Genomic DNA, 13,404 nt, shown 5'->3' with positions numbered 1-13,404 from the left:
TTGCGCATCACACCGCGCGACGGTGGGCAAGAGGGTGCAAGTGATTGCACCGCGAGCCAACAGCGCTATAGGCTGCGGGCAGCAAATCATCAGCTCCAATCAGGTGCCGCCCTATGAAAGTTCGCGTCCTCGTCCGCCTCAAACCTGGAGTGCTCGATCCGCAAGGTCGCGCTGTCCACCACTCGCTTGACGGTCTGGGCTTTACCGGAGTCGAGGATGTGCGGATTGGCCGGATGATCGAGCTCGATGTCGATGATGGCACCAGCGATGAGACACTCAAATCCATGTGCGAGAAGCTGCTCGCTAATATGGTGATCGAAGACTTCACCATCGAAAAGCTCGAAACCGCAGGAGCCGCCTGATGGCTTTTCGCGCCGCAGTCATCACCTTTCCGGGTTCCAACTGCGATCGCGATATGGCGGTAGCGCTGGAGCATGTGTCGGGAAGCGCGCCATTGAGGGTGTGGCACGGCGACGCTGAGCTGCCCGAAAATCTTGATTTTATCGCTCTGCCCGGCGGCTTTTCTTATGGCGACTATCTGCGCTCTGGCGCGATGGCTGCGAACAGCCCGATCATGCGCAGCGTTATTGCGGCGGCTGAGCGCGGCGTTCCTGTGCTAGGTGTGTGCAACGGATTTCAGGTACTCACCGAAAGCGGGCTGCTCCCCGGCGCGCTGATGCGCAATGCCAGCCAGAACTTCATCTGCCGCACCGTTTCGCTCACGGTCGAGAACTCACAATCGATATTCACCGGCGGCTATGATGCCGGAGCCGAGATACGCATTCCGGTCGCTCACCATGATGGCAATTTCTTCGCTGACGAAGCGACGCTCGACCGGATCGAGGGTGAAGGTCGCGTGGCGTTTCGTTATAACGAGCCGTGCAACGGATCGCGCCGCGACATTGCCGGGATCCTCAATGCGAGCGGCAATGTCCTTGGCATGATGCCTCACCCCGAACGCGCCATTGAGCCTGCGCATGGCGGCACTGATGGTCGGCGCCTGTTTGAGAGCGTGATCGGCGAACTGGTCGCCTAAGCGGTTTGGCGGTTGCGCCCGTCGAACAGCTTGAGCGTGTCGTCCTGTTCCATCGGACGGCCAAAGTAGAAACCCTGGATCTTGTCGCAACCCATCTGGCGGATAAGCGCAGCTTCCTCGGCCGTTTCGACACCTTCAGCAGTGGTGCTCATGTCGAGGCTCTTTGCCATTGCCACCACGGCGTTGATGATCGCCAGACTTTCTGAGCTGTTTTGCGCTGCGCCTTGGACAAAGGTGCGATCAACCTTGATCGTCGAGAACCGCAGCTTGCGGATATAGCCAAGCGAAGAATAGCCCGTGCCAAAATCATCAAGCGCGACCGAGCATCCCAGCGCCATGATCTGTTCCAACGCGGTGCGCGCGACGGATGCATCGCGCAGGAAGATGCTTTCGGTCACTTCGACCTCAAGCCGCTCAGGCCGCAATCCAGTTTCCGAAAGCGCGGCGACCACATCTTCGTAGAAATCTGGCTCAAGCAATTGCTCTGGCGAGACGTTGACATTGACCTTCACATGCTCGGGCCAATGGCGCGCCTGCCGACAGGATTCGCGAAGTACCCACTTACCGATCGGCACGATCAATCGCGTCTCCTCGGCCAGCGGAATGAACTTGCCCGGACTGACAAAGCCGTGATCCTTGCTGTTCCAGCGCACCAGCGCCTCGAAACTGACGACATTCTCGCTGTTGGCATCAACCACCGGCTGATAATGCAAGATCATCTCGTCACGTTCGAGTGCTTCGCGCAGTGATAATTCAAGCTGGCGGCGCTCCTCTGCCGACGCGTGCAAGGATTGTTCAAACTCGCAATGCGAACCGCCACCGATGTCCTTGGCGCGGTACAGCGCCAAGTCGGCGTTGCGCATCAGCTCCTCGACCGTCTTGCCGTCGCGCGGACCGATGGCAGAGCCAACGCTGGCGCCAACATAAAGCGTGTGCTGGTCGACCTTGTAGGGTTCGCTCAGCGTCTGGATCAGGTTGCGGGCCGTAGTTCTGACCGACTCGAAATCGCGCACATCGCGGATGACAACTGCGAACTCATCACCACCAAGCCTGCCGCACAGTTCATCTTTGCTCATCAAGGCTTGCAGGCGAGCTGAAACCTGAGCGAGCAGTTTGTCACCAACCAGATGGCCGAGGGAATCGTTGACCTGCTTGAACCGATCAAGGTCGATCATCAGCAAGGCACAGCGCGATTGCCATTGCTCGGAAAACACCAAGGCATCGCCCAACGCCTCTGTCAGTTGCAGGCGGTTCGGAAGCGAAGTGAGCGTATCATACCGCGCGAGATAGGCGATCTTTTCAGACGAGTTGCGCGCCTCGGTTACATCCGATCCAACCCCGCGAAATCCGACAAATTTGCCGCGCTCATCGCGCATTGGCGTGCCTGACAATTCCCACCAGCGTTTTTCACCACGGATCGTCACATTGACGAGCAGGTTCGAAAAGTTCTCGCAGTGTTTCAACCGCTCGGCCAAATCGTGGAGGCTGGATGCAAATTTGCCCGATTCCCAAGATTCCCCTGCGATCAGCTCCAGCAGTCGCTTGCCCTCAAGCTCACTCTGCAACCCGCCCAAGGCATAGGCAAAGCGCGGACTGACCGAACGCAGCCGGCGCGAGGTGTCGACCTCCCACAGCCAATCCGCCTCGTTTTCCTCGAATTCGCGCAGCAAGAGCGAAACAACTTCTTCCTTTTCCGCGATCGTGCTCTCCGTCATGCGGGCAGCGATGTAGGCGCGGGCCGCCTCGATGACGCCGATGACGCATATGAAATGGAACAGGGAGACCACAACGGCTGCCAACCACCAATCATTGACCGCGAAGCTGATAGCCGATGCGAGACCCGTTATGAGCGCGAAGATGCATAGGCCAAGCGGAGCAGCGGTGAAGAAGATGACCGATGCGCCGACCATCATGCACAGCGCGAGAACCAGCGAAACGTGCTCTTCAGCGCCTGAAAACGGGGTGAAGCCGATCACCGGCACCGCCCACAAAAGACCCGACAAAACCGGCGTGAGCATTTGCCGCCGGTAGGTGTCCTGCGATCTTATCCGAGATCTGGATTGCGCAAGAGAACGGTCATAGCGTGCACCCATTACATGCACCCCGCCAAGCGCGGCGAGCCAAAGCCAGCTCCACAGTCCCACGACCGAATCCTGATAAAGACGGATGGCAAACAGCCCGAGCAGAATGTGGGTGAAGGCTCTCAACCATGTGCGATCCGCGAACAAAGAGGCCTGCAATCCGTGAACACGAGCCCAATCAGCATCATTCGCGCCTGACAAGCCAAGCACGGACAGCACGGACAACTGGTCCGCTTGGGGATTGGGAATGGCTTCTTTATCGCTCACAGACCCGCGCATATCCGCGAAAGGTTAGAGCGCGGTAAAGCATGGCGCAGATCGAACGGTGTCTTCGCTAGGGTCCGCGTTAAGGTTTGCGACCTTCGGTCACAGATCGCGCGCGGATTTTTCCCAATTCTGGCCGTCGAAGTCTATGATTTCTGGCCGTAATTCGCTGATGTCATCCAGACAGGCGAGATGCACGCTCCAATCATCAGGATGCGAGCGAGGCTGATAAAAACTTTTAATCCCGCACGTCTTGCAGAACAAATGTTGCGCCTGTTTGGAACCGAAGCGGTATTCGGTCAGCGCATCTTGGCCGCTCAAAAGCGTGAACCGCTGATGCGGGATGAACAGATGCAAATACCCTGAAGCGGAACAGATCGAGCAATTGCACCGCAGCATCTTGGGCTCACGATTAGCCTCGGCACGAAACCGGACCGCGCGGCAATGGCAACCGCCCTCAACAGTGACGAGATCGCTTTCCGTCGTCACTCAACCGTCACAGATTTTGCAAGGTTGCGCGGTTGGTCAACATCCGTGCCCTTCACCACTGCCACGTGATAGGCGAGCAACTGCACGGGGATGGCATAGACGAGCGGCGCGATCAGCGGGTGCACCACGGGCATTTCGATCGTGGCGATGCAGCCCTCGCCAGCTTGCGCAAGACCCTCGGCATCGGAGATCAGCACAACCTGGCCGCCGCGTGCCCGCACCTCTTCCATGTTTGAAACGGTCTTTTCAAACAGCGGACCTGATGGAGCGATCACGACCACTGGCACGTCTTCGTCAATCAGGGCGATCGGACCGTGCTTCATCTCGCCTGAAGCATAACCTTCGGCGTGAATATAGCTGATTTCCTTGAGCTTCAGCGCCCCTTCGAGCGCGAGCGGATAGTCCTGTCCGCGCCCCAGATATAGCACGTCGCGCGCCGGAGCGATCAGGTGCGCCATGCTGGCAATATCGTCATCGTGATCGAGCGCAGCGTTGAGCGCAGCCGGTGCTTCGAGCAAATGCTTGACGACTTCTGCTTCTTCCTCGCGGTTCATCATGCCCTTTTTCACCGCCATATGCGCAGCAAGCGCAGCCAAGACGGCCAGCTGGCAGGTGAACGCCTTGGTCGAGGCAACGCCAATTTCCGGACCGGCGTGGCTCGGCAGAAGCAGGTCAGCCTCGCGCGCCATCGAACTGGTGGGCACATTGACGACGACGCCAATGGTTTGCCCGTGCTCCTTGCAATGGCGCAGGGCCGCGAGCGTGTCCGCCGTTTCACCGCTCTGCGAGATGAACAGCGCAAGCCCCCCTCTTCGAGCACGGGGTTACGATAGCGGAACTCGCTCGCCACATCGATATCAACCGGCACGCGGGCGAATTGTTCAAACCAGTATTTGGCGACCATCCCTGCGTAAAAGCTGGTTCCGCAGGCGACGATGGTAAGCCGCTTGATCTTCGAGATATCAAAATCGAGCTGGGGCAGCGCGACTGAGTTATCAGACTGGCGCAGGTAAGAGCCGAGCGTTTGCGCCACAACAGTTGGCTGCTCGAAAATCTCTTTCTGCATGAAGTGGCGGTAATTGCCCTTCTCTACCGCTGCTGCCGATGCCCCGGACGACTGAATTTCCCGCTCGACCGGATTGTTTTCCGCGTCAAAAATTTGAACGGTCTTGTCCGTGATGACGACCCAGTCGCCTTCTTCCAGATAGGAAATCCGCTGGGTCAAAGGCGCGAGCGCCAGCGCGTCTGAGCCGAGGAACATCTCATCCTCGCCATAGCCGACGACCAGCGGAGAACCGAGCCGCGCGCCGATCAGCATGTCAGGATGCGCGCGAAACGCCATTGCCAGCGCGAAGGCTCCGCGAAGACGCGGCAGAACCTGCTTGACCGCGTCGACCGGCTCCAGCCCTGCCTCGACCTGATGCGAGACGAGGTGAGCGACGACTTCGCTGTCTGTCTCACTCTCGAAGGTGCGACCCGCTTCGGCCAGCTCGGCGCGCAATTCCTTGAAGTTCTCGATGATCCCGTTGTGAACAATCGCCACTTCTTCGGTTGCGTGCGGGTGAGCGTTGCTTGCTGTCGGCGCTCCATGGGTCGCCCAGCGGGTGTGCGCGATGCCGACGGTGCCTGGCGCTACTGTATCACGCAAAACGTCGACAAGATTGGCAAGCTTGCCTTCGGCGCGGCGACGCACCAGCGCATTGTCATGCAGGGTGCAAATACCGGCGCTATCGTATCCGCGATATTCCATCCGCTTGAGTCCATCGACCAGACGGTCAGCAACCGGCGTATTGCCAACAATTCCGATAATTCCGCACATACCGTATGAACCCTAGCCCCTGCTGCGACCGTCACGCTGTAAGCCGCAGCGGATGAACAATGCACTACCTTATTGTTGCACTGCAACGCGTTGCAGCCGCTCTACCCGTTCGTGTGCGGGCTTCAAGCCCTGTCAGGCCGAAGCGTCCCTATTTGGCGCTATCGACGGGCGAATTGTTTGTGTCGCGCCACAATATCAAACCGGCTGCGATGATCATGCTGGCTCCCAAAAGCGTCGGCAGATCCGGCGCATCGCCAAACCACCACCAGCCAAGCGCGATGGCGACCAGCAATTGAACGTAGGATGCTGGCGCAACCTGAGATGCCCCTGCCCTTTGCGTTCCCAAATAGACCAGCCAATGCGCGGTCGTTGCAGTGAGCGCGACGATCGCGCAGCGCAGAACGACATCCCATCGCGGCCACCCGAAATCGAACGCATCCAGCCCTGAGTATTTCGCAACTACAGCAGCGATGATCAGAACAGGAGCCGCAACCAACGCGATAAAGGCCTGCATGGAAAGCGAGCTGCCTTGCCCGGCGCTGGCGCGATTGGCGACAATCATGAGCGCAAAGAATGTTGCTGAGATCAGGGGCAAAAATGCAGCCCAGCCAAGCTCTGCCAAATTCGGGCGCAAAACCACCGCGACGCCCGCTAGCGCCAGCAGGGACATTATCCAAGCCAGTCGTCTGACCTGCTCTCCCAACAAAAGGCCACCCAGAATTTGCGTCAGAACGGGAGCGATGAAAGCAATCGCCATCGCTTCGGCCAAGGGCATTATGTAGATCGCAGAGAAAAATGCGAGCGTGGCAAAGGCAAGGCAGACGCCCCGCGCCAGCTGCAGCAAAGGCTTTTGCGGAACGAACCCCGCCGCTCCTTCTGCGCGGTCGAGCAACGCCGACAGCGCAATCGCGCCAATCGTAAAACGCAAAGCCGCGACCGCGACAGCCGGCCATGCGTCCGCCATCGACTTGATGATAGCGTCACCAATCGACAGGACAATGAATCCAGCAATCGCATAAAGGAAACCGGCGCGTTCTGCGGATTTCACGTTTTCACAAGACCCTTTTGAAAGCCGCCGCATGGACGTTGCAGCAGGCACGGCAGTACGCCCCTTAGCATGGTTTACGATTGCTTAAACCACTGTCGTTAACACGCTCTCCACACACGCAATTTGGATGCGCAGGGGGGTTATTCGTTCATCATGTTGCACATGGGTAAAGAGGCGTTTGCGCCTGCCAACACCATTCCAGAAACTAAGCCGGTTGGCGGGTTTGGCAAGCGCGCCTTAGCGACCATCGGACGCGGCGAAGTGTCTGTCGTGATGCTCGCAACCGCTCTGATCCTTACCTGCTTTGCGATCCTCACATCGCTAGGCGTTTCGCGCTATCTGATCCTGTCCGGATTGCTCGGCACGCAGTTTTATCTGACGGTCCTGTTTATGGTCTTGCTGACCGAATACAGCGTTCTGCTGTTCAAGCACCGGCCCGATAGCCCGATCGAATTCTTCAAACAGCTGGAGCGCGAACGGAACTTCTTCTCACGGCTGCTCGGGCCGCTCTTGTTGGTTGGATCGGTTGCTTTCTTTATGCCTGCGTTCAGCGGCATGAAAAGCGCCATCCCCTTGATGACGGACTACACTTGGGACGCCACCTTCATCGCATGGGATCGCGCCATTCACGGCAATGATCCGTGGCGCATTCTGCAACCTGTGCTTGGCGAGCCGATTATCACGGCCGCATTGGGTCACCTCTATCACGTATGGTTCGCGCTGATTTACGTCGGGCCAGTGTGCTTTGCGATTTATGTCAAAGACAAAAAGCTGAAGACGCGGTTCTTTGTCAGCTACCTTTTGACTTGGGTGCTGGTCGGCGTGGTCGGAGCGGTATCGCTCGCATCGGTCGGCCCGGTTTTCCTTCAACCGCTTTTGGGCGACCCGTATTTCGCCGCGCAAACCGATTACCTGCTGGCGGCCAATGCGGTGCACACCGTGCCGGTGGTGGAAGTTCAGCAATTGTTGCTCGAATGGTATGCCAGCGGTGACTTTGGATTGGGCCGCGGAATTACCGCCATGCCATCCATGCATGTTGCTCTGTGTGCGCTGTATATCTTCGCGACCTGGCCGATTGATCGCAGGCTTGGCATTGCCTTCTCGGTGTTCGCGGTGATCATCGCCCTCGGCTCGATCCACCTTGCATACCACTACGCTGTCGACGGCTATGTCAGCTTTGCCTTGGTGGCGCTGATCTGGCTGGCCAGCCGCCCGCTTATCAATCTGATCCACCGCGACAATCGTGAGATCAATGAACCCAGCGCTGTTGAGGGGTAATCGCGCATGTTTAGGGAAAAAATAAGGTTTCCAAACTATTCACCAAACCTTGAGAGGCAAATTTCGCCATCGCGCGATGATTTGTGTTGTGATTTTATGTGCCTAGGGGGCCTTCAATGAGCGCATTCGGCAAAAAGGGCGGAGCAGGCGGCGGAAAGACCGGCGGGCGTCCAGCATTTGGTGTTGCACGCCCGATGAAGGGTGGCGGCGGCGCCGAGCAAGGCGGCGAGCAATTCCCGCCGCTTCCCGAGAGCGAAGAGCCCAAACCTGAGGCAGACGCGCCCAAGCCGGCGCCTGCACCTGCTCCATCCAGCAGCGGAAGCGCAGCAACCGATGACGCGATGACTCGTCTGACTGAACGGATGAACGCCGTTCACGTTCAGGAAGAGCAAGGCGGCTTTGAAGCCAGCGTTCACAAGATTAAGGAGCAAGTGCTCCCGCGCCTGCTCGAACGGGTTGATCCCGAAGCGGCAGCGACGCTTTCAAAAGAAGAGCTGTCGGAAGAATTTCGCCCGATTATCATGGAAGTGCTGGCCGAACTTAAGGTCACGCTGAACCGCCGCGAACAATTCGCGCTCGAAAAGGTTCTGATCGACGAGCTGCTCGGTTTCGGTCCGCTCGAAGAGCTGCTGAATGACCCGGACGTATCCGATATCATGGTCAACGGCCCCGACCAGACCTACATCGAGAAAAGCGGTAAGCTGCAAATTGCGCCGATCCGCTTCCGCGATGAACAGCACCTGTTCCAGATTGCCCAGCGCATCGTGAACCAGGTTGGCCGCCGCGTCGACCAGACCACCCCGCTTGCTGACGCCCGCTTGAAAGACGGCAGCCGTGTGAACGTGATCGTTCCGCCGCTCTCGCTCAAAGGCACCGCGATCTCAATACGTAAATTCTCCGAGAAGCCGATCACGCTCGACATGCTCAAGGACTTCGGTTCGATGAGCGAGAAGATGTGTACCGCGCTGAAAATCGCCGGCGCTTCGCGGATGAACATCGTGATCTCTGGCGGTACGGGTTCGGGTAAAACCACTATGCTCAACGCCCTGTCGAAAATGATCGACCCGGGTGAGCGCGTGCTGACCATTGAAGACGCCGCCGAACTTCGTCTGCAACAGCCGCACTGGCTGCCGCTCGAAACACGTCCGCCTAACCTTGAAGGGCAAGGCGCGATTACCATCGGTGATCTTGTTAAAAACGCCCTGCGTATGCGTCCTGACCGGATCATCCTGGGTGAGATTCGTGGCGCAGAATGTTTCGACCTTCTCGCCGCTATGAACACCGGCCACGATGGCTCGATGTGTACGCTTCACGCCAACAGCCCGCGCGAGTGTCTGGGCCGTATGGAGAACATGATTTTGATGGGCGACATCAAGATCCCGAAACAGGCCATTTCGACCCAGATCGCCGAGTCCGTCGACATCATCGTGCAGGTGAAACGTCTGCGTGATGGTTCGCGTCGCACCACCAACATCACCGAGGTGATCGGTATGGAAGGCGATGTGATCGTGACGCAAGAGCTGTTCAAGTTCGAGTATCTCGACGAGAGCGAGGACGGCAAGATTCTGGGCGAATTCCGCGCTTCTGGTCTGCGCCCTTACACGCTTGAAAAGGCGCGTCAGTATGGCTTCGATCAGGCTTATCTTGAGGCGTGCCTCTAGGTCGTTTGCGACATGGTCTTGAGCCCTCCCTGGCTATTTGTAACGCTAGTCGCGTTCACCGCCGGGGTGATGATTGCATGTGCTTGCTGGGTTGAGTGAAAGTTTGGCAAACGTGGCGCCACTTCTCGCAAGGCCTGGATTAAATACGCATCGGTAGTGGGCGGCGCTGTGCTTGCGGTCGACGTTGCTATTATAAGTCTTTTACTCGCTTGAGACTTGGCCGCTACTCAACGAAACATCGAAACGAAATTACAAGTTTCCAAGCACAACCGGCGCGCTCATCGCCAGCATTCCCATGCCGGCGATTGCGCACAACACGAACACGGTTGTCCAGGGCATCCAGCCCACCCGCTCAAGCCGATCGAGTGAGCGCGCCTTGCTGCGGCGACGTTCCATCAAGGATGCGAATCCAGCCAGCACGAGCAGGCCCACGCCCGCCAGCGCCAGCAATGTCGCATCACTCGCAAACAGAAGATCGCGCAAAAACTCCATGACGGCGGCGGATATAGAGATCGTGCGAAGCGCCGCAATGTAGAGCTTGTGCAAATCGCCAGCGAGCCTAAGTCCCGCTTCTATGGATGGTTCGATCGCCCGCCCTCGCCCGATGCTTGCTCTTGGAGTGCGGCTGGCGACCGCTGGAGCGCTCGCGACGATGGCGATGCTGCTCAAACTGGCGGGTGAGCGCGGTGTTCATCTGGCAGAGATGATATTCTGGCGGCAGGCTATCACGCTCGTTTGCGTAGCAGCTATCCTCGCGCTCAGCGGCCATCTCGCGCAGATCAAAACCAAACGGATGCCCGCGCATGTGCGCCGCGCAATCTATGGCCTCACCGGCATGTTCTTCGTTTATGGCGCGGTGCTGCTGCTGCCTTTGGCAGAAGCAACCACGATCAGCTTCACCACTCCGTTTTTCGCGGTAATGCTATCGGTATTCCTGTTCGGCGAGAAGGTCGGACTGTATCGCTGGGGCGCTGTTGTCCTCGGGTTTGCAGGCGTTTTGGTAATCATGCGGCCTGGTGGCTCGGGCACGTTGATCGACCCTGTTGGTGTCGCGGTCGGTCTGGTCGCAGCTTTTCTCGTCGCTCTCATCAGTTTCCAGATCCAAGACCTCAACAAGACCGAAAACCCTTGGAGCATTGTGTTCTGGTTCACCGCTCTGAGCACCCCGGTAATGGCGCTCATCTTGCCCTTTGTTATCGGATCGCACACCCAAGAAACATGGGCGATCATTTTGGCGATGGCCTTGTGCGGAGCGCTTGCGCAAATCCTGCTGACCACGTCCTTGAGGTTTGGCTCGGCTGCGGTGATTATCGTAATGGACTACACCAGCCTGCTGTGGGCGACGCTCTATGGCGCTTTGGTCTTTTCAACCACGCCGCCGCCCGCACTTTGGATCGGCGCCCCTCTCATCATCGCTGCAGGTCTGCTGATCGCTTATCGAGAGCGCAAACTCGCGCAGAAACAGGTAAGCGAGAACATGCCCCGACAGCCCGATCGCCAATAATCGGTCCAGCTCGTGCTTTCGTCGAAAGCCATCGGCACGCACGAAAAATTCTGCTAAACGCTGCAGTATGAAACATATAGCCCCCCTATCCGCCGCACTCTTTTTAGTGGGAGCCCCCGCAGTTGCCCAAGATGACGGTCAAACGATCGTCGTGACCGGGACACTCCTTGAAGACTCAGCCAAAGCGCTCGAGGAATGTCTCGCTCGTGGTTGCCCGCCTGAAGAAGACATTCGGCTCACCCTTGCACACGCAGAGAACCAGTTCGTTGCGGGCGATTACAAGGATGGCGACAGGACGCTGAACAAATCGATCAGCCGGAACAAGAAGCATAAATCCGATGTGCCGGAATTGCTCGCCGGGCTTTATCGCTCAAGCGCGCGCTTCTCGGAGCATCTTGGCGAAGCGAACGACTTCAAATTTGCGACGCTCAACATGCGCGATACGTTGCGCGACGTCTTTGGCGAAGATGACCAACGCGTTCTCATTGCACAAACCGAGGTCGGCGATAGCCGCGCGAAGCTAGGCTCGATTCGCGATGCACGCAGGATCTATGAGGAAGTAGAAGAGCGCGCACTTGAGCTAAACTATCCCCGCATCGCCAGCTTTGCGCGCCTGCGTCAGGCCTTGCTGCTTCAGGTTGAGTGGGACGGCGATAAAAATGGCGGCCAAAAGCTCGATGAGTATCAAGCTGCGCTCGACAATCTGATCAACAACCCTCTTGATCGTTCCGATGACTTTGCCATGGTCGCGCGCGTATTGAAGGCGCGCATGTTGCGTGAATTGGATCAACCCGGTGCGACCGAAGAATTGATCAAGGCTTTCGCGGCGGACGGGGGAACGGAGCGACCGGTCTTGCTTTACAGCGATTCTCTCGACCGGCTTGAGGAAAGCGCCTTTGCAGTCGACAGACGATTTGGCGACGTCCAGAGCAACACTCTAGACCGACTGACTACGCCAAACCTTAACAAGCCGCGTTATCTTGATGTCGGATTCTGGATCAGGCCTGATGGTAGCACGGGAGACATCGAGGTCCTTAGGGCGCAAGGCCCATCTGATTGGCACGCCCCCGTGCTGGCACAAATCGACTCACGTCGTTACGCGCCGCTTAAGGTTGACCCCACGTCACCCGGATACTTCCATATCGAGCGATACGTCCAGACTGCCCGCTTCACTAACAACAGCACTGGCACGAGGATCCGCCGTCGCGAGCCGGATTTCCGCATCGAGAAGCTTGATCTGACGCCGGAAAATTACAGTGAGTTGCAAAACCAAGACGGCTGAGTATCGCTAGCGAACAAATCTAGCCGCAAACGCGTTTCCCGAATGAGATTTACCGCTTATCGCGAACGGTTGATCGCACGCGCAAAGCAAGGTTCATCGCCAACTGGCTAGCGTCCACCACAAAGGCGGTCTAAAGGACCGCCTAACAACGACGAAAGGCTCCGCAATGATCCGCAAGACACTCATCGCTACCGCATTGGCGGCACTGACACTGACCTCGGCAGCGTGCAACACGGTCCAAGGCTTGGGCGAAGACATTGAGTCCGTTGGTCGGACCGGTGAAGAAGTGATCAACTGATCCCGCTTCAAGCGCGGCGATAGATCAGCATAAGATTGTTGGCAGGCATTGCGTGGCGCGCGTGAAGCGCGAATCCGTGATGCCCAGCCACCTTCTCCACATCAGCCGTATTGCGGACACCCCAGTCACTGTTGCGCTGGCGCAGGTTTAAATCGAATTCGAGGTTTGAGCGCGCAGGCTCGACCTCCGGCTCGAAATAGGGGCCGTAAAGGATTAGAGGAGCGCCTGTGCCGAGCAATTTGCTCGCCCCCTTGAACAGTCCCACCGTCGCTGCCCACGGGCTGATATGGACCATGTTGATGCAGAGCATCGCATCGGCCTGATCTATCGGCCACGTTTCAGGCGCGCTCGCATCGAGCATCACCGGCTTGCTGATATTCGCCCGAGCGCTTTCCTGCCGATAGGCGGCGATTGACGCCAAGGCGTCAGCATCGGGATCGCTAGGCTGCCATTCAAGCTGAGCAAATCTTTCTGCGAAGAACACCACGTGCTCGCCGCTGCCGCTCGCAATTTCTAGCACCAGCCCATCGGACGGCAACTCTTGCGCGAGCACCTCTGCAACCGCATCCCGATTGCGCAGGGTCGCAGGCGCATGGCGCTTTTGACCGGCCTCAGCCACCGGCTCCATATATTGCTTTTGCATC

12 protein-coding genes and 1 pseudogene are annotated in these 13,404 nt (G+C 58.0%); 7 read left to right on the top strand and 6 right to left on the bottom strand.

Going from position 1 to position 13,404, the window contains the following annotated elements; translation table 11 throughout:
- Positions 1-113: 113 nt before the first annotated feature.
- Positions 114-362: a phosphoribosylformylglycinamidine synthase subunit PurS gene (purS, locus tag ACZ1GU_RS04830; RefSeq protein ID WP_472646958.1), complete on the top strand. Its 249-nt coding sequence runs from the start codon at positions 114-116 to the stop codon at positions 360-362.
- Positions 362-1,036 (top strand): phosphoribosylformylglycinamidine synthase subunit PurQ, encoded by a 675-nt coding sequence (gene purQ / locus ACZ1GU_RS04825; RefSeq protein ID WP_472646957.1) that lies wholly within the window; start codon positions 362-364, stop codon positions 1,034-1,036. Before purS ends, purQ begins: the two co-directional genes overlap by 1 nt.
- On the opposite strand, the gene ACZ1GU_RS04820 is transcribed toward purQ, so the two are convergent.
- The 4 genes and pseudogenes from ACZ1GU_RS04820 to ACZ1GU_RS04805 all read right to left on the bottom strand — a co-directional run bounded on the left by ACZ1GU_RS04820 (position 1,033) and on the right by ACZ1GU_RS04805 (position 6,737).
- Entirely contained in the window at positions 1,033-3,396 is a 2,364-nt protein-coding gene (locus tag ACZ1GU_RS04820; protein ID WP_472646955.1) for a putative bifunctional diguanylate cyclase/phosphodiesterase, read from the bottom strand. The two genes, purQ and ACZ1GU_RS04820, sit on opposite strands and share 4 nt — an antisense overlap.
- Positions 3,397-3,483: 87 nt before the next feature.
- Entirely contained in the window at positions 3,484-3,870 is a 387-nt protein-coding gene (locus ACZ1GU_RS04815; protein ID WP_472646954.1) for a GFA family protein, read from the bottom strand.
- Positions 3,867-5,689, bottom strand: a pseudogene (gene glmS / locus ACZ1GU_RS04810) (glutamine--fructose-6-phosphate transaminase (isomerizing)). The gene ACZ1GU_RS04815 and the pseudogene glmS overlap by 4 nt, the downstream one beginning before the upstream one ends.
- Before the next feature lie 148 nt (positions 5,690-5,837).
- Positions 5,838-6,737, bottom strand: a complete 900-nt coding sequence (locus tag ACZ1GU_RS04805) for a DMT family transporter (protein ID WP_472646953.1) — start codon at positions 6,735-6,737, stop codon at positions 5,838-5,840.
- Positions 6,738-6,890: 153 nt separating this feature from the next.
- Between ACZ1GU_RS04805 and ACZ1GU_RS04800 the strand changes: the two genes are divergently transcribed.
- Positions 6,891-8,015, top strand: a complete 1,125-nt coding sequence (locus ACZ1GU_RS04800) for a phosphatase PAP2 family protein (protein WP_472646952.1) — start codon at positions 6,891-6,893, stop codon at positions 8,013-8,015.
- 116 nt (positions 8,016-8,131) lie between these two features.
- On the top strand, positions 8,132-9,676 hold the full coding sequence (locus ACZ1GU_RS04795) for a CpaF family protein (protein WP_472646951.1): 1,545 nt from the start codon (positions 8,132-8,134) through the stop codon (positions 9,674-9,676).
- A gap of 249 nt (positions 9,677-9,925) precedes the next feature.
- Here ACZ1GU_RS04795 and ACZ1GU_RS04790 read toward each other — a convergent pair whose 3' ends face one another.
- Positions 9,926-10,222: a hypothetical protein gene (locus tag ACZ1GU_RS04790; protein ID WP_472646950.1), complete on the bottom strand. Its 297-nt coding sequence runs from the start codon at positions 10,220-10,222 to the stop codon at positions 9,926-9,928.
- Between the two features lie 28 nt (positions 10,223-10,250).
- On the opposite strand from ACZ1GU_RS04790, the gene ACZ1GU_RS04785 reads away from it, so the two are divergent.
- The 3 genes from ACZ1GU_RS04785 to ACZ1GU_RS04775 all read left to right on the top strand — a co-directional run bounded on the left by ACZ1GU_RS04785 (position 10,251) and on the right by ACZ1GU_RS04775 (position 12,760).
- The gene (locus ACZ1GU_RS04785) at positions 10,251-11,180 is read left to right on the top strand and encodes a DMT family transporter (protein ID WP_472646949.1); all 930 of its coding nucleotides are present in this window, start codon (positions 10,251-10,253) and stop codon (positions 11,178-11,180) included.
- 151 nt (positions 11,181-11,331) lie between these two features.
- Entirely contained in the window at positions 11,332-12,462 is a 1,131-nt protein-coding gene (locus ACZ1GU_RS04780; protein ID WP_472646948.1) for a hypothetical protein, read from the top strand.
- A gap of 166 nt (positions 12,463-12,628) precedes the next feature.
- Positions 12,629-12,760: an entericidin A/B family lipoprotein gene (locus ACZ1GU_RS04775; RefSeq protein ID WP_472646947.1), complete on the top strand. Its 132-nt coding sequence runs from the start codon at positions 12,629-12,631 to the stop codon at positions 12,758-12,760.
- A gap of 7 nt (positions 12,761-12,767) precedes the next feature.
- Here the strand turns inward: ACZ1GU_RS04775 and ACZ1GU_RS04770 are convergent, their stop codons facing one another.
- Positions 12,768-13,403, bottom strand: a complete 636-nt coding sequence (locus ACZ1GU_RS04770) for a DUF938 domain-containing protein (protein ID WP_472646946.1) — start codon at positions 13,401-13,403, stop codon at positions 12,768-12,770.
- Position 13,404 lies beyond the last annotated feature (1 nt).

It is taken from the genome of Erythrobacter sp. HA7-11 (assembly GCF_055693605.1).
The sequence above is the reverse complement of the archived record's forward strand: the minus strand, read 5'-3'. Positions and strand labels throughout refer to the sequence as shown.